The 25,579-nt window shown below is 67.8% G+C and carries 20 protein-coding genes and 1 pseudogene; 8 read left to right on the forward strand and 13 right to left on the reverse strand.

The genetic code is table 11. From position 1 onward, the window contains the following. Nucleotides 1-168: 168 nt before the first annotated feature. Nucleotides 169-1,212, reverse strand: a complete 1,044-nt coding sequence (locus tag OG246_RS42130) for a 3-isopropylmalate dehydrogenase (RefSeq protein WP_266474718.1) — start codon at nucleotides 1,210-1,212, stop codon at nucleotides 169-171. Between the two features lie 165 nt (nucleotides 1,213-1,377). Here OG246_RS42130 and OG246_RS42135 point away from each other — a divergent pair, with 165 nt between their 5' ends. Beyond that, complete coding sequence (locus OG246_RS42135; protein WP_266475070.1) at nucleotides 1,378-2,937, forward strand: metallophosphoesterase family protein; 1,560 nt, start codon at nucleotides 1,378-1,380, stop codon at nucleotides 2,935-2,937. A gap of 103 nt (nucleotides 2,938-3,040) precedes the next feature. On the opposite strand, the gene OG246_RS42140 is transcribed toward OG246_RS42135, so the two are convergent. Further along, on the reverse strand, nucleotides 3,041-3,184 hold the full coding sequence (locus tag OG246_RS42140) for a hypothetical protein (protein WP_266474720.1): 144 nt from the start codon (nucleotides 3,182-3,184) through the stop codon (nucleotides 3,041-3,043). Between the two features lie 271 nt (nucleotides 3,185-3,455). Continuing rightward, nucleotides 3,456-4,355: a LysR family transcriptional regulator gene (locus OG246_RS42145; RefSeq protein ID WP_266474722.1), complete on the reverse strand. Its 900-nt coding sequence runs from the start codon at nucleotides 4,353-4,355 to the stop codon at nucleotides 3,456-3,458. A 101-nt stretch (nucleotides 4,356-4,456) separates the two neighbouring features. Between OG246_RS42145 and OG246_RS42150 the strand changes: the two genes are divergently transcribed. Then, complete coding sequence (locus OG246_RS42150; protein ID WP_266474724.1) at nucleotides 4,457-5,452, forward strand: NADP-dependent oxidoreductase; 996 nt, start codon at nucleotides 4,457-4,459, stop codon at nucleotides 5,450-5,452. Nucleotides 5,453-5,459: 7 nt separating this feature from the next. On the opposite strand, the pseudogene OG246_RS42155 reads toward OG246_RS42150, so the two are convergent. The 3 genes and pseudogenes from OG246_RS42155 to OG246_RS42165 all read right to left on the reverse strand — a co-directional run bounded on the left by OG246_RS42155 (nucleotide 5,460) and on the right by OG246_RS42165 (nucleotide 8,622). Further along, nucleotides 5,460-5,943: pseudogene (locus OG246_RS42155) on the reverse strand (aminoglycoside 2'-N-acetyltransferase). A 90-nt stretch (nucleotides 5,944-6,033) separates the two neighbouring features. Continuing rightward, the gene (gene pruA, locus OG246_RS42160; protein WP_266474726.1) at nucleotides 6,034-7,665 is read right to left on the reverse strand and encodes an L-glutamate gamma-semialdehyde dehydrogenase; all 1,632 of its coding nucleotides are present in this window, start codon (nucleotides 7,663-7,665) and stop codon (nucleotides 6,034-6,036) included. Between the two features lie 30 nt (nucleotides 7,666-7,695). Continuing rightward, a complete protein-coding gene (locus OG246_RS42165) occupies nucleotides 7,696-8,622 on the reverse strand; it encodes a proline dehydrogenase family protein (protein WP_266474727.1) in 927 nt (308 codons plus the stop codon). Nucleotides 8,623-8,786: 164 nt separating this feature from the next. Between OG246_RS42165 and OG246_RS42170 the strand changes: the two genes are divergently transcribed. The 5 genes from OG246_RS42170 (at nucleotide 8,787) to OG246_RS42190 (ending at nucleotide 16,804) form a co-directional block, all read left to right on the forward strand. Beyond that, complete coding sequence (locus OG246_RS42170) at nucleotides 8,787-9,986, forward strand: CdaR family transcriptional regulator (protein WP_266474729.1); 1,200 nt, start codon at nucleotides 8,787-8,789, stop codon at nucleotides 9,984-9,986. Between the two features lie 167 nt (nucleotides 9,987-10,153). Then, nucleotides 10,154-10,906 (forward strand): TnsA-like heteromeric transposase endonuclease subunit, encoded by a 753-nt coding sequence (locus tag OG246_RS42175; protein ID WP_266474732.1) that lies wholly within the window; start codon nucleotides 10,154-10,156, stop codon nucleotides 10,904-10,906. Beyond that, nucleotides 10,903-13,083, forward strand: a complete 2,181-nt coding sequence (locus OG246_RS42180) for a Mu transposase C-terminal domain-containing protein (protein WP_266474734.1) — start codon at nucleotides 10,903-10,905, stop codon at nucleotides 13,081-13,083. The genes OG246_RS42175 and OG246_RS42180 overlap by 4 nt, the downstream gene beginning before the upstream one ends. Further along, nucleotides 13,080-14,213: an ATP-binding protein gene (locus tag OG246_RS42185; RefSeq protein WP_266474739.1), complete on the forward strand. Its 1,134-nt coding sequence runs from the start codon at nucleotides 13,080-13,082 to the stop codon at nucleotides 14,211-14,213. Before OG246_RS42180 ends, OG246_RS42185 begins: the two co-directional genes overlap by 4 nt. Beyond that, nucleotides 14,210-16,804 carry a TniQ family protein gene (locus OG246_RS42190; protein ID WP_266474742.1) on the forward strand — a complete coding sequence of 865 codons (2,595 nt, stop codon included), beginning with the start codon at nucleotides 14,210-14,212 and terminating at the stop codon, nucleotides 16,802-16,804. Before OG246_RS42185 ends, OG246_RS42190 begins: the two co-directional genes overlap by 4 nt. 75 nt (nucleotides 16,805-16,879) lie before the next feature. Here the strand turns inward: OG246_RS42190 and OG246_RS42195 are convergent, their stop codons facing one another. From OG246_RS42195 to OG246_RS42205, 3 genes are all read right to left on the reverse strand, one after another. Next, nucleotides 16,880-18,178 carry a hypothetical protein gene (locus OG246_RS42195; protein ID WP_266474743.1) on the reverse strand — a complete coding sequence of 433 codons (1,299 nt, stop codon included), beginning with the start codon at nucleotides 18,176-18,178 and terminating at the stop codon, nucleotides 16,880-16,882. After that, a complete protein-coding gene (locus OG246_RS42200) occupies nucleotides 18,175-18,843 on the reverse strand; it encodes a hypothetical protein (protein WP_266474745.1) in 669 nt (222 codons plus the stop codon). Before OG246_RS42200 ends, OG246_RS42195 begins: the two co-directional genes overlap by 4 nt. A gap of 390 nt (nucleotides 18,844-19,233) precedes the next feature. Next, complete coding sequence (locus tag OG246_RS42205; RefSeq protein WP_266474747.1) at nucleotides 19,234-19,602, reverse strand: hypothetical protein; 369 nt, start codon at nucleotides 19,600-19,602, stop codon at nucleotides 19,234-19,236. A 966-nt stretch (nucleotides 19,603-20,568) separates the two neighbouring features. Between OG246_RS42205 and OG246_RS42210 the strand changes: the two genes are divergently transcribed. After that, entirely contained in the window at nucleotides 20,569-21,099 is a 531-nt protein-coding gene (locus tag OG246_RS42210; RefSeq protein WP_266474748.1) for a hypothetical protein, read from the forward strand. A gap of 34 nt (nucleotides 21,100-21,133) precedes the next feature. On the opposite strand, the gene OG246_RS42215 is transcribed toward OG246_RS42210, so the two are convergent. The 4 genes from OG246_RS42215 to OG246_RS42230 form a co-directional block, all read right to left on the reverse strand. Further along, nucleotides 21,134-22,084, reverse strand: coding sequence for a carbohydrate ABC transporter permease (locus tag OG246_RS42215; protein ID WP_266474750.1), 951 nt, complete (start codon nucleotides 22,082-22,084; stop codon nucleotides 21,134-21,136). Beyond that, nucleotides 22,081-23,013, reverse strand: coding sequence for a carbohydrate ABC transporter permease (locus OG246_RS42220; RefSeq protein ID WP_266474751.1), 933 nt, complete (start codon nucleotides 23,011-23,013; stop codon nucleotides 22,081-22,083). Before OG246_RS42220 ends, OG246_RS42215 begins: the two co-directional genes overlap by 4 nt. Continuing rightward, on the reverse strand, nucleotides 23,010-24,386 hold the full coding sequence (locus tag OG246_RS42225; RefSeq protein WP_323178375.1) for an extracellular solute-binding protein: 1,377 nt from the start codon (nucleotides 24,384-24,386) through the stop codon (nucleotides 23,010-23,012). Before OG246_RS42225 ends, OG246_RS42220 begins: the two co-directional genes overlap by 4 nt. Nucleotides 24,387-24,480: 94 nt before the next feature. Continuing rightward, complete coding sequence (locus tag OG246_RS42230; protein WP_266474754.1) at nucleotides 24,481-25,578, reverse strand: enolase C-terminal domain-like protein; 1,098 nt, start codon at nucleotides 25,576-25,578, stop codon at nucleotides 24,481-24,483. Nucleotide 25,579 lies beyond the last annotated feature (1 nt).

Genomic DNA, 25,579 nt, shown 5'->3' on the forward strand with positions numbered 1-25,579 from the left:
CGGCTCCGCGTTCGATTATCGCGTGTCCGGAGCCGTGGACGAAATGGTGTGAATGCGGCCCATGGGATTGCCCAGGGGTAGATGGTGGCACCCGGCGAGGGCATAGGGAAAGCCGCCGGGTGCGGATGCGACCCGGCGGCTGCTACGAAACGTAAGTGCGCGGCGGGGTCAGCCGGCTACTCGTACGGCGAGCGCGTCGCCGATTTCCTCGGTGGAGCGGGCGGGCTTGCCCACGCGCTCGGCGAGGTCGGTGGCGACCGCGTCCTCGATGCGGGCGGCCTCGGTCTCGTAGCCGAGGTGGCGCAGCAGGAGGGCGACGGAGAGGACCGTGGCGCTGGGGTCGGCCTTGCCCTGGCCCGCGATGTCGGGCGCCGAGCCGTGCACGGGCTCGAACATCGAGGGGAACTCGCCGCTCGGGTTGATGTTGCCCGAGGCGGCGACGCCGATGCCGCCGGAGACGGCCGCGGCGAGGTCGGTGATGATGTCGCCGAAGAGGTTGTCGGTGACGATCACATCGAAGCGGGCGGGGTCGGTGACGAGGTAGATCGTCGCCGCGTCCACGTGGATGTAGTCGGTGGTGACCTCGGGGAACTCCTCGGCCACCTTGTTGAAGATGTTCGTCCAGAGGTGGCCCGCGAAGGTCAGCACGTTGTTCTTGTGGACCAGCGTCAGCTTCTTGCGCGGGCGGGCCTGGGCGCGGGCGAAGGCGTCACGGACGACGCGCTCGACACCGAAGGCCGTGTTCACGGAGACCTCGGTGGCGACCTCGTGCGGGGTGCCCTTGCGGATGGTGCCGCCGTTGCCGGTGTACGGGCCCTCGGTGCCCTCGCGGACCACGACGAAGTCGATGGCGGGCTCACCCTTGAGGGGAGTCTCGACACCCGGCAGCAGCTTGCTCGGCCGCAGGTTGACGTGGTGGTCGAAGAGGAAGCGGAGCTTCAGCAGGAACCCGCGCTCCAGGACGCCGGAGGGGACCGACGGGTCGCCGATCGCACCGAGCAGGATCGCGTCGTGCTGCTTGAGCGCCTCGGCGTCCGCGTCGGTGAGGGTCTCACCGGTCGCGTGGTACCGCTTGGCGCCGAAGTCGAACTCCTTCGTCTCCAGCTTCACATCCTGAGGAAGGACGGCGGAGAGGACCTTGAGTCCCTGGGCCACGACCTCCTGGCCGATGCCGTCACCGGGAATCACTGCGAGATTGATGCTGCGAGACATAGCGGCACCGTACTCCTCGTCCCATGGGATGACACCGGGTGTCCGCCATACGGACGTCGACGTCTGTGGCGCACCGACCCTTCGGCCTCCGTTCACCCGTACGTATGGCGGGTGTTGGGGCTTGCTGGGAAATTCACCAGCATGGACCCTCGCGTGGCCCCCGACCTGGACCTTCCCGACTTCGGCATTCCGCCGCGGCTCGCGCGCCGCATGAGCATGGCGGAGCAGCACGAGTACCTGCGGACGAAGCTCACGCGGCGCCGCGCGCTGGTGACGGCGGGCGCGCTGGCGGGCGGCGGGCTGCTGGCCGGCTGCGCGTCGGGCACCACGTCGGACAGCAGGAGCCCCTCGACCACCGCCACCGGCCTTGTGCACGGTTCCGCCATCAAGCCCTTCGGCCGCCACCTCGCTTTCGGCGCGGACCCGAAGACCCAGATGCGGATTTCCTGGCAGGTGCCGCTCGCGGTCAGGAAGCCGTACATCCGCGTGGGACCGTCACCCTGGGACCTGAGCCGGAAGATCGACGCCGATCTCCGCGACCTGCACACACCGGGACTGACCGGGGTACGGCTCGCGCTCGACCAGTACTACCTGCACGCGGCGCTCGACGGGCTGCGCCCCGGCACGACGTACTACTACGGAGTGGGCCACGAGGGGTTCGACCCGGCGGCCAGGCAGCACCGCGGCACGGTCGGCTCCTTCCGCACGGCGCCCGCCACCAGCCCCGGGAAGTTCGTGTTCACGGCCTTCGGCGACCAGGGCGTCACCCCCGACGCGCTCGCCAACGACAAGCTGATCCTCGGCCGCAGCCCGGCCTTCCATCTGCACGCGGGCGACATCTGCTACGCGGACGTCAACGGCCAGGGCCAGAAGTCGGACTCCTACGACCCCGGCGCCTGGGACCTGTTCCTCAAGCAGACCGAGTCGGTGGCCAAGTCGGTGCCGTGGATGGTGACGACCGGCAACCACGACATGGAGGCCTGGTACTCGCCGAACGGATACGGCGGCCAGTCGGCGCGCTGGACGCTCCCCGACAACGGCTTCGACGCACGGAACGCGCCGGGCGCCTACTCCTTCACGTACGGCAATGTCGGCATCGTCGCGCTGGACGCGAACGACGTCTCGTACGAGATCCCCGCCAACAAGGGCTACACCGACGGCAGGCAGACGGCCTGGCTGGACAGGCGGCTCGGTGAACTGCGCAAGAGCGTCGACCTCGTCGTGGTCTTCTTCCACCACTGCACGTACTCGACGTCCTCGCACGCCTCGGACGGGGGTGTGCGGGACGCCTGGCTGCCGCTGTTCACCAAGCACCAGGTGGACCTGGTGATCAACGGGCACAACCACGTGTACGAGCGGACCGACGCCATCAAGGGCGGCAGGGTGGGCAGGCGGGTGCCGGTCGGCGCGTCGACCGATCCGACGCGGGACGGGACCGTGTACGTCACGGCGGGCGGGGCGGGCAAGAGCCTCTACAGCTTCCCCGTCGGGGTCGAGGACAGCTACGAGGGGAAGGTCGCCGACCGCGAGTCGGTGGACACCTTCCACTGGACGAAGTCCAAGGACCAGCGGCCCGAGACCGTGGAGTGGTCGCGCGTGCGGTACACCGGCTACTCCTTCCTCTCGGTGGAGGCGGAGGCGGGTGCGACGCCCCGGCTCAAGGTGTCGGCGCTGGCGCAGAGCGGCAGGCGCATCGACTACTTCGAGGTGCGGCGCGGGGTCTGAGCACTCCGGGGTACGGCGCGGGGACGGACTCCGGGGTACGGCGCGGGACACAGGCCCCGCACCGCACCCCTTGCGGGCGCGGCTCCCGGTATGAGTGCGGGCCTCAGTGGCCCGTCTCGCCGCCGTTGTCCCTGCGGTCGAGGGCACGCTGGAGGGCGGCGGCGGCGTTCTTGCGGTCTGAGTCGCTCGTACGGGACGCGCTCGTACGGGAAACACGACGGACTCGGCGGACGGTCGTCTCGGCCATGATGAATCGACTCCTTGCCTCCGGATGCGAGCAGCCGGAAGTGGGGTGAGGGGTTTCGAGACGCCGGAAGGGGCGGGGAGCGGTGCCGCAGGGGTTGCCTGCCAAGGGCTCCGGCTCACGACCGCCATTCGCTTGGTCGAGCGAGACGTTCGGCTCCTACCAAGCTAGGCGAGGACCGGGCATCTGTCTCCACAATTACTCGGACTTCCTACTATCTGAGACGGCGGATTGGGTCACACCGCCCTGACCTGGGAAAATCGTCCGGGCGCGGTCACGCCCCCCGAGGACGGGACCCCCGCAGCTCCCTGATCAGCGCGCGAACGGCGACCGTCGTGGCGAGTTCCGGCGTGGTGACGTACCCGACCGAACGCGTCGGGCGCTCCGGACCGAGATCGGTGATCTCGGTTGTGAGCGGTGCACTCGTCAGGGAGAGCGCGGGCATGATGGCCATTCCGAGACCACTGCTCACCATCGAGAGCACTGCTCCGTCGTCCTCGGCGTGGACCGTCGCGCACGGGATCCAGTCCTGGGCGGCCCACCAGGTCCGGGTGTAGGAGGAGCAGTTCTCGGTCCAGTCGACCAGCGGGAGCGAGCGCGGGTCCGGATGACCGGCCGGGTGCACCAGGGCGTACGGCTCCTCGATGAGTACGTCGCCAATCAGCTCCGGAGGTACGGGGGTACCCGTGCCGAGCGTGGCGATCCCGACGTCCGCCCGGCCGGCGGCCACCTCCCCCGCCGTGCCCGGTCCCACTTCCCGTACCACCCGCACGGTCGGCTCGATCCCGGGATGCCGGGCCGTCAGCCGTTCAAGGGCGGCCGGGAGCAGGTGCAGTGCCGCGCTGCGGAAGGCGGCGATGCGCAGCGGCCCGGCGACGGTGTCGGCGCCGCCGGGCCCGGCGCCCGCGCCCCGCGCCTCCGCCGCCAGCGCGTCCAGCATCCGCAGTACCCGCCGCGCGTGCGCCACGGCCCGCTCCCCCGCGGCGGTGGGGCGCGCCCCGTGCCGCCCGCGTTCGAAGAGCACGACGCCCACCTTGCGCTCGATGCCGCGCACCGCGTGCGAGACCGCGGACTGCGTCGTGCCGAGCGTGCCGGCGGCCGCCGAGAAGCCGCCCTCACGGGCGATGGCCACGAGGGTCCGCAGTTCCTGCGGGGCAAGGTCTTCGCTGCTCATCAGGGGTCCCACCTGCCGCTATGAGTACGGCTCATGGATGCGGCCGTTCCATGAGCCCAACCCTCTGCCCGGTGGCCGCATTCCTCCCTACGGTCCCCTTCATGAACGACATCGCGCTCACCGTCCAGCAGACCTCCCGCCCCACCGGTTTCCCCACCCCGGAGCACTTCCGTTTCGCCGAGTCGCCCGTCCCCGAGCCCACGCCCGGCACAGCCCTCGTCGAGAACCTCTACTGGTCCGTCGACCCCTACCACCGCGAGATGATGGACGGCGACTTCGAGCTCGACTCCCCGCTGGAGGGCCGCACTCTCGGCCGCGTGATCGACTCCCGGGACCCGGCGCTCCCCGAGGGCGAGATCGTCTTCCACCGGCGCGGCTGGCGCACCCACTCCGTAGTCGGTCCCGAAGAGACCAGACGCCTCCCGCACTTCGACGGGGTACCGCTCTCCGCGCACCTGAGCGTCCTCGGCGGCACGGGCCTGACGGCGTACGTCGGTCTCACGCGGATAGCCCAACTCCGGGAGGGCGAGGACCTGTTCGTCTCCGGGGCCGCGGGCGGGGTCGGCACGGCCACCGCACGGTTCGCGCGGCTGCTGGGCGCCGGACGGCTCGTGGGCAGCGCGGGCACGGCGACGAAGGCGGCGTATCTGAGGGAACACGTCGGCTACGACGAGGCATTCGACTACCACTCGGGCCCCGTGGCCGACCTCCTGGCCAAGGCCGCCCCGGACGGCATCGACGTGTTCGTCGACAACGTCGGCGGCGACCACCTCGGCGCGGCGATCGGCGCGCTGCGCGAACGCGGCCGGGTGGTACGCGTCGGCACGATCAGCCAGTACAACACCCCGGTCGCGCCGCCCGTCCCCTTCAACCACGCCGACGTCGTCGAGAAGAGCCTGCGCATCGAAGGCTTCCTGGTGCGCGACTACACGGACGTACAGCAGGAGTTGTACGAGTTCGCCGTACCGCAGCTGCGCAGCGGCCGGCTCACGCCCGACGAGACCGTCGTCGACGGCTTCGAGCGGATCGTGGACGCGTTCCTGTCGATGCTGCGGGGCGGCAACACCGGGAAGATGATCGTGCGCGCTGCCGCATGACGGACCGTCAGAGCACTTCTCCGTCCCGCCAGTCGAAGACCAGCTCGTGCGCGGGATCGAGGCCGGCGGCGACGGGTCGTACGAAGGTCGAGCCCTCCTCGTCGGGCAGGTGGACGACACCGTCAGGACCGAGGGCGCAGATGCGACCGGGCCAGCGCTGCCAGCCGCGAGCGGCGTACAGAGCCACCCCCTCGTCGCTCGCGGACAGCGCACCGAGCCCGTACGCCCCGTCGACCACCCGCTCCAGCTCCGCCATCACCCGGGCGCCGAGACCCGTACGGCGAACATCGGCCCGTACCCCCACGGCCTCCACGTACCCGACCCGCAGCGAGCGCCCCCGGTGCAGCACCCGGCGCTGGATCACGGAGCCGTGCGCGGCGAGACCCCGCTCGTCCCGCACGAGCGCGTGGATGCCGCCGAGGCCGTGATACGGCACCGAGTTCGGCGGGTGTGAGGTCCGCCGTGTGGGCGGTGCGCAGTCGGGTGGTCATGGGCTCAGTATTCCCAGCGCTCACACACGTGGGCCGGACAGCCGCCGTTGTCGGCAGCTGTCCGGCCCAAGAACCTCAGGACGCAGGAGGTCAGCCCATGTGCGGGTACGTGTAGTCGGTCGGCGCGACCAGCGTCTCCTTGATGGCGCGGGTCAGGGTCCAGCGCTGGAGGTTCTGCGGGGCGCCGGCCTTGTCGTTGGTGCCGGAGGCGCGGCCGCCGCCGAAGGGCTGCTGGCCGACGACGGCGCCGGTCGACTTGTCGTTGATGTAGAAGTTGCCGGCCGCGTAGCGGAGCTTCTCCATCGTGTACGCAGCCGCCGCACGGTCGTTGGAGACGACCGCGCCGGTGAGCGCGTAGTCGGAGGCCGACTCCATCTGGGTCAGCATCTCCTCGTACTTGTCGTCCTCGTAGACGTACACGCCCAGGAACGGGCCGAAGTACTCGGTCTTGAAGACCTCGTTCTCCGGGTCCGAGCACTCGACGACGGTCGGGCGCACGAAGTAGCCGACCGAGTCGTCGTACGAGCCGCCCGCGACGATCGTGCAGGACGGGTCCGCCTTGGCGCGGTCGATGGCCGCCTTGTTCTTGGCGAAGGCGCGCTCGTCGATGACCGCGCCGACGAAGTTCGCCAGGTCGGTGACGTCACCCATGGTCAGGTAGTCGACCTCGGCCGCGAACTCCTCCTTGAAGCCGGAGTTCCAGATGGAGGCCGGGATGTAGGCGCGGGAGGTCGCGGAGCACTTCTGGCCCTGGTACTCGAAGGCGCCGCGGGTCAGTGCGGTCTTGAGCACCGCGCGGTCCGCCGAAGGGTGCGCGACCAGGAAGTCCTTGCCGCCCGTCTCGCCGACCAGACGCGGGTAGGTGCGGTAGTTCGCGATGTTCTCGCCGACCGTCTTCCACAGGTGCTGGAAGGTCTTCGTGGAGCCGGTGAAGTGGATGCCGGCGAGGTCGCGGTGGTTGAGGGCGACCTCGGAGACCGCGATGCCGTCGCCGGTGACGAGGTTGATGACGCCCTTGGGGAGGCCGGCCTCCTCCAGGAGCTGCATCAGCAGCACGGCGGAGTGGGTCTGGGTCGGCGACGGCTTCCAGACGACGACATTGCCCATCAACGCGGGCGCGGTGGGCAGGTTGCCGGCGATCGCCGAGAAGTTGAACGGCGTGATCGCGTAGACGAAGCCTTCGAGCGGGCGGTGGTCGAGGCGGTTCCAGACGCCCGGGGAGTTCGCCGGGGGCTGCTCGGCGAGCAGGTCACGGGCGTACTTGACGTTGAAGCGCCAGAAGTCGACCAGCTCGCAGGGACAGTCGATCTCGGCCTGCTGGGCGGTCTTGGACTGGCCGAGCATGGTGGAGGCGGCGAGGGTCTCGCGCCAGGGGCCGGACAGCAGCTCGGCGGCGCGCAGGATGATCGCGGCGCGGTCGTCGAAGGACATCGCGCGCCAGGCCGGGGCGGCGGCGAGCGCCGCGTCGATCGCGTCCTGCGCGTCGGCCTGCGTGGCGTTGCGCCCGGTGCCGAGCACGGCCTTGTGGTTGTGCGGCTGCACGACCTGGAAGGCCTCGCCGCCGCCCAGGCGCTTCTCGCCGCCGATGGTCATCGGAAGGTCGACCGGGTTCTCGGCCAGCTCCTTGAGCTTGGCCTCGAGACGGGCACGCTCGGGCGAACCGGGGGCGTAGCCGTGCACCGGCTCGTTGACGGGGGTGGGGACCTGGGTTACAGCGTCCATGATTCCGTGACTCCTTAACTGAGCGGTGGGTCAGCCCTTGGTGAGGATCGAGCGTGCGAAGAAGAGCAGGTTGGCCGGCTTCTCCGCGAGGCGGCGCATGAAGTAGCCGTACCAGTCGGTGCCGTATGCGGTGTACACGCGCATGCGGTGGCCCTCGGCGGCGAGCCGCAGGTGCTCCTCGCCTCGGATGCCGTACAGCATCTGGAACTCGTACTCGTCGAGCTTGCGCCCGGCCTTGCGGGCCAGCTCCTGGGCGATGGAGATGAGGCGCGGGTCGTGGGACCCGATCATCGGGTACCCGTCGCCCTCCATCAGGATGCGCAGGACGCGGACGTACGCCTTGTCGACCTCGGCCTTCTGCTGGTAGGCGACCTCGGCGGGCTCCTTGTAGGCGCCCTTCACGAGGCGTACGCGGCTGCCGCTCGCGGCGAGGCGGCGGGCGTCGGCCTCGGTGCGGAACAGGTAGGCCTGGATGACGCAGCCCGTCTGCGGGAAGTCCTTCCGGAGCTCCTCATGGATGGCGAACATCGAGTCGAGGGTGGTGTGGTCCTCGGCGTCCAGCGTGACGGTGGTGCCGATGGCGGCGGCGGCCTCGACGACCGGGCGGACATTGGCGAGGGCCAGCTCGTGGCCGCCGTCCAGGGCCTGGCCGAACATCGACAGCTTGATGGACATCTCGGCCTTGGTGCCGAGGTCCAGCGCCTTCAGGTGCTCGATGAGCTCCAGGTACGCGTCCCGGGCGGCGTACGCCTGCTCGCGGGTCGTGATGTCCTCGCCGACGACGTCGAGGGTGACTTCGAGACCCTTGGCCACGGCGTCCTGGACGACCGGGATGACCTGGTCGACGGACTCGCCTGCGATGAAGCGGGCGACGACCTGCTTGGTGCCGGGCGCCGCCGACACGAAGCGGCGCATCCTGTCGCTGCGCGACGCGGCGAGAATCACGGGACCCAGCACGGGGCACCTCCACAACAAAGCCAGTAGGAGGCCGAATCCCGACGATTCGGGTACGGCACGGAGAACCACCGTGAAACCTAAGGATCTCTCCGATCCTGTGCCATCGACAGCTGTCACGCATCCGTGCCCTGGATCTCAGACAAATGTATGAGGGCCTCGCGGAAATGCGGGAGAATGCCCGAGTGACGTCGGATGCGCCTTTCAAAAACGTGGGTGACTACCAGGAGCTCGTCGACGAGATCTCGGCACTCCTGGGCATGCCCGCGACCCTGGAGAACCGGGACTTCGAGCTGATCGCCTTCGCCGCGTACGACAGCGAGGGCGAGCTCGACCCCTCCGCCCTCGACCCCGTGCGCACCCGCTCGATCCTCACGCGCCGCTCCACCACGACGGTCCGCACCTGGTTCGAGGGCTTCGGCATCACCCGGGCCACCGCCCCGGTCCGTATTCCGCGCACCCCGGAGGCGGGGGTGTACCGGGGGCGGATCTGTCTCCCCGTACGCCATCGGGGCGTCGTCCGGGGTTACGTCTGGCTGCTCGACGACGATCCCGGCCCCTCTGACGCACAGCTGTCCTCGGCCATGGAGGTCGCCGCCCGCATCGGGGCCCTGCTCGCCGACGAGGCCCAGGCCGGCGCCGACCTCACCCGCGAGCTGCGCGCCGTCCTCACTGCCGAACGCGGCTGGCAGCGCGACATGGCGGTCGCCGAGCTGCGTACGGCCCTCGGACCACGCGGCGACGGCCTGCACACGGTGGTGTGCGTGGCCCCCTGGCCCTCGGCCGACCCGGACGACGCCCCTTCCGTCCGTACGGTGCCGGGGGCGACCGCGCTGTGCACGGTGCCGTGGGGTGCGACCGGGCAGAGCCTCGCCCTCCTCGTACGCCTCCGGTCACCGGAGGTGCTCACTCCGGCGCTGACGGCGGCCGCGCGGTTCGCGCGGGAGGCGGAGGGGAAGGCGGCGGCCGGTGTCGCCGGGGCCCGCACCGGGCTCGCCGAGCTGGGGGCCGCCTGGCAGGAGGCGTCCGCCGCCGCGCGTGCCGTGCTGGCCGAGCCCCGCCTCGGCCCGGTCGCCGAGTGGTCGTCGATCGGGCCCTTCCGGCTGCTGACGTCGCTTCCCCCGGACGCGGCCCACGATCCCGTCGTACGCACCCTGCTGTCCCCGGCCCACCGCGAACTCGCGCGCACCGCAGAGGTGTTCCTCGACTGCGCGGGCCAAGCCGGGCGCACAGCAGCGGAGTTGGGCATCCACCGGCAGACGCTCTACTACCGCCTGTCCCGCGTCGAACAGCTCACGGGCCTCGACCTGGACGACGGTGAGGACCGGCTGTTGCTGCACATGGCGCTCAAGGGGGCGCGGCTCTGAGGCTCCTGTAGGAACCGCGACTTCGTTAGCAGCGAAGGCAGTTCGTTAGCAGTGGATTAGCAAATCCGCGATCCCGTTGACAACTACTACGTTCAGTAGTGGTCCTTGTCGGGGTTCTTCTGATCTTCTCCGAGTGCGCGTCGGCAGTCCTCCGTAGCGTCCCCAGCATGGCAGTACGGAGCGCGGGCGGCGCCCGGCGTACCCGCAAGGTACCCACGGTGTCGATCCGGTACGAGGACCTATCGGTGTATGAAGTGCCGTTGCGGCAGCTGCGGTTGGCCGACTTCTCGGGGTCGAAGCCGTGGCGGGATGTCCGGTCGGTACGTGGGATGGCCCACTACTCGGGGAAGTATGCGTCCGTGACGGCGGGCGGGCACGTGGTCTATGAGAGCCGTCTGGAGCTGGCCCGGCTGCTGCTGGCGGACTTTGATCCTGAGGTGCAGGGGATCTTCGCTCAGCCGTGCCGGTTGGCAGCTCGGGTCGGTGACCGGGTGCGGCATCATGTGCCGGACTTTCTGCTGGTCATGCGCTCGGGGACCGTGCGGGTGGTCAACGTCAAACCGGCGGACCGTCTGTTGGATGCGAAGATCGCGGAAGCTCTGGCGTGGCCGGGTGAGCTGTTTCAGCAACACGGCTGGGGCTACGAGGTCTGGTCCGGAGCCGATCGTGTGTTGCTGGAGAACATTCGGTTCCTGGCCGGCTACCGGCGCCCCGGCGTGGTGCCCGAGGACTCAGTGGAGCAGGCGTGGCAGCAGGTCGTGGATGGCGAGGAACTGGCCCTGGCAGAACGCCGGTTGGCCGGGGATCGACCCGCTGAACAGGCAAGACCGGCTCTGATGGCGTTGTTGTGGTCTGGGCGGCTGGCGACGGATCTGTCCCGGCCGTTGTCCGGTGAATCGGTGTTGCGGAGGCGCGCGTGACCAGGTGGACGACGCCTCTGCAACCAGGACTCCCGATCAGCTTCGACGGCGAGCAGTTCACCGTCGCCGAGATCGAAGGCCGCCGGATTCTTCTCCGGCCGGCGGCTGCGGTCGTCGGCGTGCCGAGGTGGCGTCAGCTCGATATCTCCGTGCTGCTGACACATCCCACCACCGAGATCCTGGTCCCGGCGCCGCAGGAAGAGCCAACAGCCGCAGCGATTCTGGGCGGTCTCGACGGCGGCAGCGATGACGAACTGACGCGGAAGTTCCGTCATGTTCAAGAAGTCCGGACCGGTTACCAACTCGGCAGCGAGGAGCTGGCCCTTCCGGGCGAGCCACGGCCCGACTACGCGCCCGGCACGCCATGGATGCACCGGTACGCGGCCAAGGCGACGGAGCTCGGTGTCGCCGAAAGCACGATCCGGAACTGGGTACGGCAGGTCAAGCGCTCAGGCCCAGCTGGGCTGGTTCGTGAGCGCCCGGCGCCAAGTGTGCTGGACCGGGCCGACGATCGCTGGCTGGAGATGGCCCGGTCAGTACTGAAAGGGCACGAGAAGTCGTCCCGGCCGGTGCGGAATTTGATCCTGGCCGAGATCGAGGAGCGTCTGACCAAGGAGTACGGGAGGGAGACCGTTCCGGTCCCGGCCCGCACGACGGGTTACGAACTGCTGCGGGCGCTGACCAAGGGCACGAACGCCTTCGAGGGCAGCACGAAGGGGAAGCGGTCGATTGCGGATGCCCCGAAAGGGACCTACGGCAGGCTGCGGGCGACGCGGCCTGGTGAGTACGTGGTGCTGGACACCAACTGTCTGGACGTGTTCGCGATGGAGCCGGTGACCTGCCAGTGGGTGCGGTGCGAACTCACTGTCGCGATGGATCTCTACAGCCGGTGCATCACCGGGCTGCGGCTGACTCCGGTGTCCACAAAGTCGACAGACGTGGCGGGGGTGTTGTTCGAGACGGTCCGTCCACGCGAGGCGCCCGAAGATGGGGGCGAGCTGCTGCCGTATTGCGGGGTGCCGTCCGCCGTCGTGGTCGACGCGAACAAGCTGGTCGACCGGGACGGGCAGCCGCTGCTGCCCACGGTCGCAGCTGAGACGATCATCTTCGACCATGGCAAGGTCTACCTGTCGAACCACATCCAGAGCGTCTGCGCAAAGTTGGACATCTCGCTGCAGCCAGCCCGGCCGAAGACGCCGACCGACAAGCCGGTCGAGCGCTGGTTCCGCTCCCTCAACCAGGGGCTGCTGGCCGCCCTGCCCGGCTACAAGGGCTCGGACGTCCACAGCCGCGGCGAGAAGGTCGAGGACGAGGCGTTCTTCTTCATCGACGAACTCGAAGCGATCATCCGCGAGTGGATCACTCGGATCTATCACCGGCGCCACCACCGCGGACTGTGTGTCCCGGAGGTCCCCGGGCTGAAGCTGAGTCCGCTGGACATGTTCGAGCACGGCGTCACCCGAGCCGGCCCGCTCAGGATCCCGGCCCGCCCTCATCTGGCCCTGGAGTTCCTGGAGGAAGAACGCACGACCATCCAGCGCTACGGGGTCGAGGTCGAGGGGCTGCGCTACAACGGGGACGCACTGAACGACTACCGCAACGAGCCGAGTCCCTATCGCGGAGTGGATGCGGGCAAGTGGCCCGTCGCGGTGGACCGCGGCGATATCACCAAGGTGTACTTCCAGGACCCGAAGCTGCGGACCTGGCACACGCTCGACTGGGAGCACGCACCCGCGCTCAAGGGCCCGGTCAGCCGGGAGGCACTGGTCTACGCTCGCAAGCTCGCCAAGAAAACTCACCGATTCCCGGACACCAAGCGCGCGCTGGTCGAACTCCTGGAGCGGTGGGGCGCCGGGCTTGCCACGGACCGCTCCGAGCGGCGGATGGCGGTCCGGCTGTCCCAGGACCGGCTGCGGCTGGTCGGCGAGCCGCAGGATGTCAAGGACGAGGTCGCCTCGCTGCCGTCGGTCCGGCGTATCGCCTCCATGAGTACGCCAGAATCCGGCCCGGCAGAGGAGCCTGGTGGGCCCGAACTGCGCGTCGTCGAGGTGGAGGACGAGGACCTGGGCGGGGACGACGACGATGACGATGAGTGCGAGGCAGTCTTCCCCGGTGACGAAGTAGTCGTTCCGGTCGAGGAGGACGACTACTACGCCGATACCTGGGAGAGCCGTTGAGCTCGGCGGAAGACATCGAGCCGTTCGAGGGTGGTGACCGCCAGTACTCGCCCACCCGTCTCCCGGGATGGCTGCAGGAGGTCCACCGACTCGACCGTGTCCAGCCCGAGCAGTTCACCCGTCGCCAGCTTGCCGCTCTGTCGCCGCAACGGCTGCTGATCTACAACGACGGCCGCGAGGTCTGGCACGCAAATATCGGCCCCATCCATACCCCGCAGCTGGTCGCTCTGCACGAGGACCTGGAGGAGATCGTCGAGTCCAACCGGCACGACGGGGACAAAACAAAACCGGCCGCGCTGGTGGACGCCTACCCGGGGCTCGGGAAGAGTACGGCGGTGCGGGCCTACGGCCGCGGCCTCTACCGCAAGCAGATCGCCCTGCGCGGGGAGACCGCTCCCAGCGGGGACCGCCGGGTCCCGGTCATCTACATCGCGCTGAGCGGCAACACTCAGATCCGCGGGCTGAACGCCTCGATCTGCCGCTTCTACGGCCTGCCGGTCACCGGGGACGCCGACACTCTGGCCGAGCGGGCGGTTGACGCGGTGCTGAGCATGAAGACGACCGCGATCATCGTCGATGATGTGCACTTCCTGGCAGGTTCGAAGAGCAACTCGGCACGGATGGCCAACCAGCTCAAGTACCTCTCGAACGTCTTCCCCGTCACATTGGTCTACGTGGGTGTCGGGGTCCAGCAGCGCGGCATTCTCCGCGAAGGGTTCTCCCAACAGGAAAGTTTGCTCGCCCAGTTCGGCCGCCGCACGACCCCTCTGACTCTGCGGTCCTTCGAGGTCGAGACCGAAGAGGGCCGCCTGGAGTGGAGGACGCTGCTGAAGACCATCGAACGGCAACTGGTTCTGGCGGAGAGGTTCCCCGGGATGCTGGCCGAGGATCTTTCGGACTACCTCTACGCACGCTCCACCGGGCATTTCGCTTCACTGATGTCGTTGATCAACCGTGGCTGCCTGCGGGCCATCCGTCGTGGCCACGAACGCCTCGACGAAGACCTGATGAACCAGGTCAAGAATGATGCCGCAGCCGAGGAAGCCCGGCTGGAACTCGAAGCCGCGATCAAGGCCGGGCTCCTCACCACCCGGCCGGCCTCACATCCTCCACAGAGGAGATCGGCGTGACAGTCTGGACCGATGACCGCATCCCCATCGCGGTGGCACCGCTGCCTGGTGAGGCCCTGGAGAGCTGGATCGGCGCCTATGCACGCCGCCTCCGGATAACCAACAATGAATTCCTCAGCTTCGCCGGACTTCCGGCAAGCCGCACCCGACCCATGGCCCTGCGGCTCCTGCCCTCCGAAGCAGCCGCCCTGGGGCGGTCCACCGGCGTCCCGCTGCCGACGCTGATCTCCATGACGCTCGAACCCTACGACGGGTTCGCCGTCTCCTTCATGCCTGGACAACGTCGGCTGGGCCGTCCTGTCGCCTGGAGATTCAGCGGCAGCCGCAATCGGTTCTGCCCCGCCTGCCTTGCCGAGCAGGACGGCCGCGGCCCCGTGTTCTGGCGGCTGCCCTGGGCCTTCGCCTGCATGCAACACCAATGCCTGCTCCTGGACTTCTGCCCGGCCTGCCACCGCTTTCCCAACCACTGGAAGGCCCGCCGGCTCGGACCGAGCGGCCCGAGCTCGTGCACGCTCAACTCCGCGCGGGGCATCACCGGAACCAAGCAGCCGTGTGGCTATCGCCTCATCGAGGCTTCCGCACTCCAACTCCCCGGCGACGGCCCCGTCCTGGCCGCCCAGCGGCATATCTCCGACCTGCTCGGCAGCGACCGGGCAGGCCGCCCGGCGGCCCTGGCCGAGTTCAAGCGGCTCTACGCGCTGGCCTGGCGTATCCTCCGAGGCCTGCACACCGTCCTCGGCCGCGCACCAGAAGCCGTACACGCCACACTCGCTGAGTGCGGCGGCCTCCTGCCCGAGGTCCAGGCCCGTGAGGTCGGACACGATGCGCACAACGTCGCGGTCGGCACCACCCTCGCCCGGATTGCTCTGCACCCGGGCCACACCGAGCACGAGCCGCTCTTCGACTGGATCCTCCAAGCCGATCGTTCGCTCCTGCAGAAACAGAAGTTCAGCATCGGAATGATGGCCGCACGCTGGGAGTGGAGCGGTCCGGAACTGGTCCAGCGCGCCCTGGGACGACTGGATCCAGAGGCCACGCTGCACGCCCGGCTCCGTTACGCCAGCGCCACCCCACAACCGCGCTGGCCCACGCTGAACGCCGAGGCTATTCACCGTCGGGCCGCGATGATTCCCGCGATGCTCTGGCCCAGCTGGACCATGCGGCTCCTTCCCCTGGCCCGAGGCGGGAACAGGTACCGGACCACCGCCTTCCGCCGCGGTTGCAGCAGCTTCCTTCTGCTGCCAGGCGGTCCGCCCACACTGAACTTCGAACGGGCCGGGCCTCTGCTCGGCAACCACTACATCGATCGCGACCGGGACAGTATCGAGCGGCGCACCTACGGAGGCCAGGACCTGGCGCCACTCGCATCCACTCTCGCCCAACTCGCCTGCGCCCTTGATGAGCACGGCTCGCCAATCGACTACAACAGGCGGCGCGAGCTGTTCACCAACACCTCGGTCACACTCGACCTCGACGCCTACAGAAAGTTCTGCACCCAGCAAGGCTCATGGACCGGAACCGAGCACCGCATCCACATCCTGCGCTGGTATCTACTGATGCTGTTGACCGGCGAATTCCATCCGACCCCCAGCGGCGCAGGATCCCATTTCACACCGAACTGCACCGAATTCCGCTTCCGCGTGCCAGTCGCCCTCCGAGGGTTTCTGCACGAGCAAGCTCGGTCCAACCTCACACACCACCGCATCGACGAACCTGTGACATGGGAACCGCCTGCTGAATGGGTAACCGAGGCCTCCTGGCCCGGCGCCGACCCTCACCTCGTCGATCCAGAAGCTGTCCGCGACGCTCTCAAGGAATCCAAGAGCGCAGATGGCGCCGCCATGCACCTTCCCATGGACGCCGAACACCTGCGGCTCTACTGCGAGATCACCAATACGCCGGCGGCCCCGGGGCCCGTGATCGGGCTGCACAACCCCCAGAGCGCCGACCGCCGCGATGTCCTTGCCCCCTCGCAGCTGCGGAACCTTTACGTAACCCAAAAGAAGAGCCTCGAACGCATTGCCACTCTCGCGGGCTGCGGGCCCCGGACAGTGCACCAACTCCTCATCCAGAACGGAATCCGGCCCCGCGGCCGCCGCACACACCCTCCCTGCCCCGACATCACCCGCGACTGGCTGCACAACGAGTACATCGTCAACCGCAACAACCTCACCGCACTGGCCCGCCAGCGCGGCATTACCATCGACCACATCATCTTCCTCGCGCGGAGCTGGGACATCCCGATCCGCCCCGGCGGCGCCCACCACAACGACATCGCCGACCTCGAACTCCCCCACCCCCCATCACCCACCATGCAGAAAATCACCATGAGCCGATATGCCCTCGACCGGCTGCGGCTCATGATGAACATCCCCGGTCACGTCAGCCTCGCCGCCGCAGCCCGCGCCTTCTACGACGGACGCGACGGCGCCCTCAGACAACGAGTCAACGAAGTCGAAAACGCCGTCGGGTTCCTCATCATCGATCGTTCCACCAAGCCCCTCGCACCCACGGAACGCGGACGCGAGTTCCTCGGCGAAGCCGCCGAGATCCTCCGCATCGCCGACACGGCCCGGCTTCACCAAGAGTGACCGACCGCAGCGGCTCGCCTTCTGAACCGGACATCAAGCGACTACGCCGAAACCCTGGGCGAGGAATCTCCGCATTCAGAACTCGACCTTGAGTGAGAGCGAGACCATCCTCGTTCTTTCGAACTGCACCTTGAAGGTGTTACTCATGCTCATCTCGGCCTTGGCCTGCTGGCGCCCGAGCGTAGCCTCAAGACCGGCGGCTGTCTTGCAGAACAGATCAAAATCACGGTTCAGCTCGCTGAGGAGATTGACCACGAGCGAAAGGCTCGTGCTCACGTTGTGCGCTCCATCTCGCTGCTCGATGAAGATCCGCAGATCTTCGACGTCGCTCGGATCGTATCCTTCCAGGACGCTCAGGGCTCCCGCGATTGAAGGCGCGTGGCCGGGCCAGTTCCCCTCTGCCTCGATGGTCACCTTCAGATCGTGCCGTAGCTGGGCAGCGAGGTGAAGCAAACTCTGCTCCTCGATTGACAGGCTCGCCTTCGGTAGCTTCTTATGCGCCTCCCCCGCCCGTTCGGCCCGCGCCTGAGCGGTGTACTCATTGCCGACGCTGAAGCTTCCGGAATCCGCTCGGGACTCTATGACGTACAGCGACTTGGCGCCGAGCTCCTTACATACCTTGAGTGCAAGCCGACATTTCCGCAGTGCCGTCCCCTGAATCGCATTGTCCACCGCCGCATATCGGTAGCCGGAATCACGATCGCGCACATACGCCTGATCGGGATACAGGACGGTCTCCCGTAGTTCAGGGAAATGCTTCCATCGACCGAACAGCGGTACCGGGACGATCGTGATTCGATGGTCGCGGAGCCTCTCCGGATCGTCGTCAGAGATGCGTACCAAGTCCTCTCGGGAGACGGTCATCAGCCGATCGGCCAGTTCCTCCGGAATGTACATTCTCGCCAAGACCGCCTTTTCTTCTGTTCGTGTCCTTCTCGTCTTGGCCGCCGCGAACCAGATTCCCTTCTTTTCCTTCAGCGCCTGGGCCCATGATTGGGCACCCCATTCCAGAACGGAGCGGAACTTCTCGCGGTCCACAGTGATCCGGCCGTCCCGCAGTACTTCGGCTATCAGTTCGGTGACGTCGGCCTCCCAATCCGCGCCGGAGCCGAGGCCCTTGACGATCGCGACGGCACCCTGTGGCCCACCGCTGTCATGAGCGAGCCCGACCGTCGTCTGGATCAACAGCGAGTCCCGATGACGGATTGCCAGCCCCGGCTCGCCGCGTCGGTGCCTTCCTTCCCTGCTCAGCCCGCCGATCAGATGGATCGCCCGTCGTTTCTCCTCGGGCCTACGGCCCTTCCCGTCGAGCCAGACGAAGGGCGGCTCGCCGCTCTCGTATTCGGCGTAGACCAGCCGCAGTTGGACGCTCACAGCATCGCCTGAACGACTTCGCCAGCCAGGAGTTCGGCGGATTCCAAAGTGGCGAGGCTCCCGGCCACCACCCTGGTCTCCTCACGCATGTTGAGCATGCTGATCAGGTCGCTGAGCTGCCCGCGCACACGAGTCAGGTAAGCGGCCGGACCCAACAGGTCGTACCGGGAGTCCTTATCGGTGAAAGTGACGACGAAGATGACCCTTTCGACCTTGGTGGTGTATCTCTTGATGCGGGCGACGTCTGCGATCAGCCGCTCATACGCAACAGATGATCCAGGAGCTTCCTCGTCTGCTACGAGGTGGGGCGCCTTGACGAGATAGAGGATGTATTGGGCCGCCTTCACGCCGTTCCGAGAGGCGTCCAGGATCTCGTCCATTCCACTGAAGTCCTTGACGTTCCTGAACTTGAGTGGCTTTTCGATCCAGCGACTCTTCTTCCCCGTGTCCAACCGGATCTTTCCGATGAATTCTCCCGCTGGATGGGTCCGGTGCACCGGCTCGTCCCACTTGCCTTGCCAGGTGTTCAACAGGGTAGTCTTGCCGCTCATCCCTTCACCGAGCAGGATGATCTTCGCTGGGCGCTTCAGTCGGTGGACGGTGATAGCCGTCCCGATTGCGCCGCCCGCCAGCACAACAGCGCCGACGATCAGGATCAGTGGCAAGGCGCGCTCCTTGCGTGGCTGAGGGAGCGCAGAGCAGCCTCGTGCGCTGGCCAACCGATAACCAATGGAAGCAAACGGGAAACGATCACCACAAGGGATCCCAGAAAATTCCGATGTATTCGACAAACGGCAGACTCGTAATCAGTTTTCCCAGAGGCCATGAAGGGCAGAGTTTTGGTGAAGTGGCAAGGTGTATGGTTCACGCCATCCAGCGTGTTGAGGTTGTTTTGACGCTTTAGTTGAAGCGCTGCCCCCAGGACCGTCCTCTCATTTTCCGAAAGTGCTCCCACTTGGTCAACGGTACGCAATTTACGCTTCTCGAACGGAACCTCTGCTAGGGACATAAGCCTCCCCCATTCCTCATTGGCCGCCACTGGCTGGCAGGGCAGACTATGTGGCCAGAACACCAAAGATGACGACGAGAACCACGCCGAAAGCGAAGAAAGCCATCTGCATAGCTGCTGGCAGCCGAATGTTCGGTGAGTAGATTGACCTTGTGCTGTCGCCCTCGCTAAGGGTGCCAGCGAGGGCCAGGAGTGTAGCGACTCCGGCCAGCGCTGAGATGGCGTGGGCCAGCCAGGCCATCTGAAGCCACAGCAAATCCGAGGGCGCGGCCCTGGTGGTAATGTCCTTGGCCAGGCTAATCGTGATTGTGACGACTGCGGTCGTCAGCGTCAGAACGTGCTTACTCGTTTCCGACGCCGCGGTGAGGGCTTGCTTCCGCCGCTCCGCTGCCGCTGGATCGTCGTCTGCGGCCAAGGCGGCCTTCTTTCTGGATCAGCAGAATGGCCATAGGGGGCAGGTGTTCCTCTTGACCAGGGTGAACACGGCCATGCTGACGTCAGCAAGACTGCGACGCCGCGTCTCGGTGGCCAGGCCCGCAGTGAAGCCCTCAAGGTCGTTGGTGGCTTGCGGTAGCCGGGCTTCGGGGTTTGGGTCCGCCATCAGTTCGTCGAGGCCCCCCTCAAGAAACTCGACGTATGCCGGCTGAGTCTCCCCTCCGATCGGAACACCAGCCAGCCCGCGCTCCCCTGCGGCGGTGAACTCCCGAGCCGCTCGCTCTCTCAACTGCCCGGCCGTGCGCCGATTGTCGGGCCGGCCTCCCGGTCTTGGGTTGCCTTCAGACTGTCGTCGACGTTGGTTGCCGCTCACAACTCCCCCTGTGCTACACGTCGGCGTACCGTCACTCAGCTGCAGGACTTCTCGAATCGAGCCACTTGACAGACCCCCCAGCCGACAGCACACCGTGACGCTATTCGTTGAGGTGGCGAACTGTCAGCGGCGCATTGAGGACGGGATAATCGCTCCAGGCGTACGCCCCCGGGCGCGCATCCTAGGGTGGGCTCCCCCTATCGGGGCCTGTCCTTTCGGGAGGTCGGGGGGCTGCCATAGCAGCCGAGCCGCATGAGAGGCACGGCTCTACCAAAGCACAGCTGGCCCGCGAACGAGCCGGCCAGCTCTCTGCATAGCGGTCAACCCGGTTATCGAAGCCAGGGATCCCCAAGACCATGGCTACCTCACAGGCCGTCACCGGCTTGACCGAGGAGGAACCGCCGATTGCTCACGTTCCGCTGCAGCCACCAGTGCTCACTACGCCCGGATTCCGGCGTTTCCGCAGGAGCCTGTGCTTACGAAGTCGCGGACCCTACAGCTCCGGGATCCGCAGCTTCCCCACCGGTGAAGGCAGGCATAGTTTGGGATGTCCACGACATTGGAGGGGGTCCAATGAGGCGTACGGAGGCGGCCAAGCAGCTCGGGAGATTCGTGCGGGAGCACCGTACCGATGGTGCGCGGCGCCTGCGACAGGCGGGTGTCTGGCTGTCGGTCGGGGCGGTGGGCACCGCCTTCGGGGTGCCGGTGGCGATCGCGTCGGTGGGCACCACCGAGGGGGCCCCGGGGGTGGCGGGGCTGCTGCTCGGGGTCGGCCTGACGGGGTGGGGCCTGGGGATCTGGCGTCTGGTGCAGGCGTTCCGGACCCGGGAGCAGTGCTTCGACATCCATGAGCGGGGGTTCACCCACCGGGTGGCGGGCACTGCCACGGTGATCCCCTGGGGGGACGTCGCGCAGGTGAGCACCGCCGGCGGTGACGGCCGGCCGCTCGCCGATGCGCGCGGCATGGGCTCCACGTGCGAGATCCGGCTGCACAGCGGACGTCGGATCCGCGTCGACGCCTTCACGGAGGACATGCGGGACCTGGCGGTGGTCGTCCACCGCGCGGTTCACCTCGGGCAGTTCCCCCAGGGGCGGGGACGCTGACCTGCCCCGGCTCGAAATCGGAGCGAGGAGGCGCTCATTCCTTGGTCGCGCCGGCGAGCATCCCGGAGACCAGCGTGCGCTGTGAGAAGAGGAAGAGGACCAGGACGGGCAGGATGGCGACGACGATCGCCAGGGCCAGTTCCGGGATGGTGATGTTCAGACCGGCGCCCGCCACCGGGTTGAACGACGGGGTGGAGGTGAGCAGTTGGTTCAGGCCCACCTGGATCGGGAACTGCTCGCTCTTCGGCAGGACGAGGTAGGGCAGGAAGAAGTTGTTCCAGTTGCCCACGAAGCTGAAGAACGCGACCAGTCCGACCACCGGCTTCGCCAGCGGCAGCGCGATGCGGGTGAAGAGCTGCCACTCGTTGCAGCCGTCGATCCGCGCGGCCGACAGCAGGTCCCTGGGCAGGCTGCTGCCGAAGTAGATGTAGACCAGGTACACGCCGAACGGGTAGAAGGAGAAGGGCAGGATCACCGACCAGACGGTGCCGATCAGCTGGAACTTGTTGAGCTCCAGGAAGATCGGCAGCACCAGGGTGGCCTGCGGCATGATCATCGTGACCAGGGTGATGGTCAGCAGCGTCTTGCGTCCCCGGAAGTTCGTCAGGGCAAGCGCGTAACCGGCCGGGATGCTGACGGCCAGCGTCAGGATCAGCGAACCCCCCGAGTAGACCGCCGAGTTGCGCAGCCAGGTGACCATCGCGCCGTCCTGGAAGGCGAACAGGTGCTGCCAGGCGTCGCCGATCTGCTGGAACGACCCGAAGGAGAGCGGGTTGTCCTGCACCACCTGTCCGGCGGTCTTCGAGGGCGCGAGCAGCAGCCAGATCACCGGCAGCACGAAGAACACAAGCAGCAGGGCGAGCAGGAGGCCCACGATCAGGAAGGAGACGACCCGGGAGGGCTGAAGGCGCCGGCCCGCCGCCGCAGTCGTCCCGGTCGCCGCCACAGTTGCCGTCGTTGTCGAGGAGAGCGTGGATTGCGTCATTTCTCATCCAACTTGAACAGGTTCGAGCGGGCGACCAGCAGTCCGGCGGCCACGAGTCCCAGCGCCAGCAGGAAGACGGAGATGGCGGCGGCGCCGTTGAAGTCGCCCTGCTGGAAGGCGTAGACGTAGGCCAGCTGGTTGGGCGACCAGGTGGGGCTCACCCGGCCGAGGCTGGCGGTCTGGAGCAGCTGGGGCTCGACGAACAGCTGGGTACCGGTCGCGAACGCCATGATCGTCATGTAGACGATCCACTGCCGGATCATCGGGATCTGGATGTGCCAGGCGGTGCGCCAGGGCCCCGCGCCGTCCATGCGGGCGGCTTCCAGCACCTCGTCGGGGATGTTGTTGAGCGCCCCGTACATCACGACCATCCAGCCGCCGGCGCCGGTCCAGAAGGCGATCAGCATGAGGATCAGCGGCAGGTTGCCGGGCGTGAGCACGGCCGCGAAGCTGTGCATGCCCATGCTGTTGAGCAGCCAGGACACCGGGCTGACGTCCGGGTCCAGCATGAACAGCCACACCAGGACGCTGGCGACTCCGGCGAGGGCGCCGGGAATGTAGTACAGGAAGCGGAAGAGCGCCGACGTACCCGGCCGCACCCTGCTGCGCAGCACCACCGCGACCAGCACCACCAGGACGACGAGGACCACCAGCCACATCACCAGGTAGACCAGCATGTGCGTGAAGGCCGGGACGAAGCGGTAGTCCTGGGCGACCTTCACGAACTGGTTGAGCCCGGTGAACTGGCCCTGGTCGTTGGTGAGTGCCAGGTAGAACGAGTAGCCGGTCGGGAAGACCCCGAAGGCGAGCAGCAGGATCGCGTAGCCGGCGACGAAGAGGTAGCCCGCGGGGCCGGGGCCCCTCCGCCGCGGCCCGGTGCCGCGGCGGAGGGCGGAGACGGCTGCGCGCTCGGTCTCCAGCAAGGTCATTGGTTGACCACCTGGTATCCCTCGGCCTTCGCCTCGTTGCTGATCTCCTTCTGCCAGGCCTCCAGGGTCGAGGTGAGGCTCTTGCCCGCGGTCAGCTCCGGCAGCACGACGCTCGACCAGGCGGTGGCGTCCGAGAACCTGGTGTTCGACCAGCCGGTCCACACCTCGCCCGCGGCCTCCTTGAAGGGCCCGCTCACGTCGTTGGCGAAGTAGTCGCTGTTGACCGGGTTGGCCAGCCACGCTTCGGCGGCCTTGGTGTAGGCCGGGTAGGTGGGCGCGGCCGCCTGGTTCTCGTCGGAGGTGGTCAGCCAGGTGACCAGGTCCGTGGACGCCTTGAGGTTGGCGCTGTGCGAGGACACCATCCACACGCCGCCGCCGACGTTGCCGGTCGCGGTCGTGGTCGCGCCGTCCCACTTCAGCGGGGGCGCCGCGGCTATCTGCTTGGCCGGGGTCTCGAACGCGGTCTTGAACAGGTACTGGCCGTACCAGGAGGGGCCGTACGCCATCAGGACCTTGCTGCCGCTGTCCTTGGCGAAGCCCTGGCTGAAGAAGCCCTTGGTGGTGACGGCCTTGGCGTCGATCAGCCCGTCGAGGAGACCGGCCATCTTCGTGCAGTTCGGGTCCTGGAGGTCGCTGCGCAAGGTGTCCGGCTTCGTCAGCTGGAACGCCGGGCACTGGCCCGACCAGAAGTACGACTCATGGGAGTTGGTGTCACCGACCGAGCCGACGAGGTAGCCGGGGTGGTCCTTGGCGACCTGCTTGCCGAGGGCCTCGTACTGCTCCCAGGTGGTGGGGACCTCGTAACCCCACTTGTCCATGAGGTCCTTGTTGTACCAGAGGACGACCTGCGCGATGTCGTTGCGCAGACAGTAGGTGTGGCCGTCGAACTCGCAGGGCGTGAGCGAGCCCTTGGCGAAGCCGTCCAGCGTGCTCTTCGGTACGAGGCTGGAATCCAGGGGCGCCGCGAAGGGCTGCGCACCGGACGTCGTGGGCTCGGAGGCCCAGGTCACGTCGGTGGGTGAGCCGAACACCACGTCGGGCCAGCCGCTGCCGGTCCGGTCGAAGAGCTGCACCTTGGACTGGAGATAGGTGGAGCCGTCGGCGCCTCCGTCGTACGTGACGATGTCCATCTTCACGTCCGGGTTCGCCTTCTGGTACGCCTCCACCGACGGGAGCCGGGTCGAGTCGGCCCACACCGTGATCTGCGAACCCGCCTTCTGCGTGGCCGGCTTGAACGCCGAAGCGGAAGGCGAGGAGCCGGTGGAGGTGTCGGCGCTGGCGCAGCCGGCCAGTGTCGCTGCCGTGGCCAGGGAGAGCGCGGCGGCCGCGATGCGCACCATGCTGCGCGCTCTCGGAGTTCCGGAAGACCACATTGTCTTGCCTTTCTGGTTTCCTGCGTGGGACGGGTGATGCGCCTGATGGGGGCGCCGGTCGCGGTGACGGTCCGGGCGGACCGGCACCGTCCGGTCAGCGCGGCTGCTCGACGAACGGCAGCAGTTCGGGGCCGTAGCCGAAGTCGAGCGGGAGGGCTATGCCGGGCCCCGTGGGGGCGTGCACCAGGCCCTGTGCGTCCACATGGCGCTCGCGGACGACCTTCGTCGCGGTCACCAGGGACTCGTAGTAGGTGGTGTTGGAGATGGCCATGCACAGGTGGTGGTTCGGGATGTCCGAACCGTGCACCTCGGCCCGCAGCCGGTAGGCGTCGGCGAGGTGTGCCGTGCGCATGGCGCCGGTGATACCGCCCCGAAGGGTGGTGCCGGCCCGCACACCGAAGGTGGCGGCACCGGACTTGATGAAGTCCGCGGAGTTCATATGGGCTCCGTCGGAGGTCTCGGCCACCAGGAGCGGGATGTCCACGGCCGCCGCCAGCGCCTGGTACGCGGAGATGCTGAACTCGCGCATCGGCTCCTCGTACCAGAGGTAGTCGGCTTCCGAGAGCGCCCGCCCCAGGCGGATCGCGTCGGGCAGGTCGAACCCGGCCGACCCGTCGTACATGAGGGGGACCGCCGGACCGACGTGGTCGCGAAGCGCCAGACACAGTTCGGCGTCACGTCGGGCGTCGCCCCAGGCGTGCAGCTTGATGCCGGCGTAGCCCAGTTCCAGGCACTGGTCCGCCACGTCGAGGAACTCCGCGATGCTGGAGAACGTCGAGGTGGAGGCGTACGCCGGGATCGCCTCCCGGAATCCGCCGAGCAGCCGCCAGACCGGCTCGCCGTGGTAGCGGCCTGCCAGGTCCCACAGCGCGGTGTCGACGAGGCCCAAGGTGGGGAGCGGGAGTTCGTGGATACGGTCCAGCTCCCACACCCGGTGCCACAGCCATTCCCGCTGGAACGGGTCGGCTCCGAGGAGTTCGTCACGCAGGACCCGGTCCACCAGGTCCCGCAGGGTGATGAAGGCTCCAGGCCGGGCGAACAGGGCCACCCCTTCGGCTCCCTCGTCGGTGCCGATGTGCAGGACCGCGCCGTCGCCCACCGGAGCGCTTCCGCTCAGTCCGTCCCGCCATTTGAAGGGCGGGGCGGCCGCCGGAACATCGATCCGGTGTACTTCGACATGGGTGATCTTCATC

Origin of the sequence: Streptomyces sp. NBC_00620 (assembly GCF_026341825.1) — a bacterium.
In the GTDB taxonomy this organism is placed as follows: domain Bacteria; phylum Actinomycetota; class Actinomycetes; order Streptomycetales; family Streptomycetaceae; genus Streptomyces.

Coding starts and splice junctions, on each gene's coding strand:
- OG246_RS42130 (WP_266474718.1), bottom strand. CDS start 1,212: ATGTCTCGCAGCATCAATCTCGCAGTGATTCCCGGTGACGGCATCGGC.
- OG246_RS42140 (WP_266474720.1), bottom strand. CDS start 3,184: ATGGCCGAGACGACCGTCCGCCGAGTCCGTCGTGTTTCCCGTACGAGC.
- OG246_RS42145 (WP_266474722.1), bottom strand. CDS start 4,355: ATGAGCAGCGAAGACCTTGCCCCGCAGGAACTGCGGACCCTCGTGGCC.
- OG246_RS42150 (WP_266474724.1), top strand. CDS start 4,457: ATGAACGACATCGCGCTCACCGTCCAGCAGACCTCCCGCCCCACCGGT.
- pruA (WP_266474726.1), bottom strand. CDS start 7,665: ATGGACGCTGTAACCCAGGTCCCCACCCCCGTCAACGAGCCGGTGCAC.
- OG246_RS42170 (WP_266474729.1), top strand. CDS start 8,787: ATGCGGGAGAATGCCCGAGTGACGTCGGATGCGCCTTTCAAAAACGTG.
- OG246_RS42175 (WP_266474732.1), top strand. CDS start 10,154: ATGGCAGTACGGAGCGCGGGCGGCGCCCGGCGTACCCGCAAGGTACCC.
- OG246_RS42210 (WP_266474748.1), top strand. CDS start 20,569: ATGAGGCGTACGGAGGCGGCCAAGCAGCTCGGGAGATTCGTGCGGGAG.
- OG246_RS42215 (WP_266474750.1), bottom strand. CDS start 22,084: ATGACGCAATCCACGCTCTCCTCGACAACGACGGCAACTGTGGCGGCG.
- OG246_RS42220 (WP_266474751.1), bottom strand. CDS start 23,013: ATGACCTTGCTGGAGACCGAGCGCGCAGCCGTCTCCGCCCTCCGCCGC.
- OG246_RS42225 (WP_323178375.1), bottom strand. CDS start 24,386: ATGTGGTCTTCCGGAACTCCGAGAGCGCGCAGCATGGTGCGCATCGCG.
- OG246_RS42230 (WP_266474754.1), bottom strand. CDS start 25,578: ATGAAGATCACCCATGTCGAAGTACACCGGATCGATGTTCCGGCGGCC.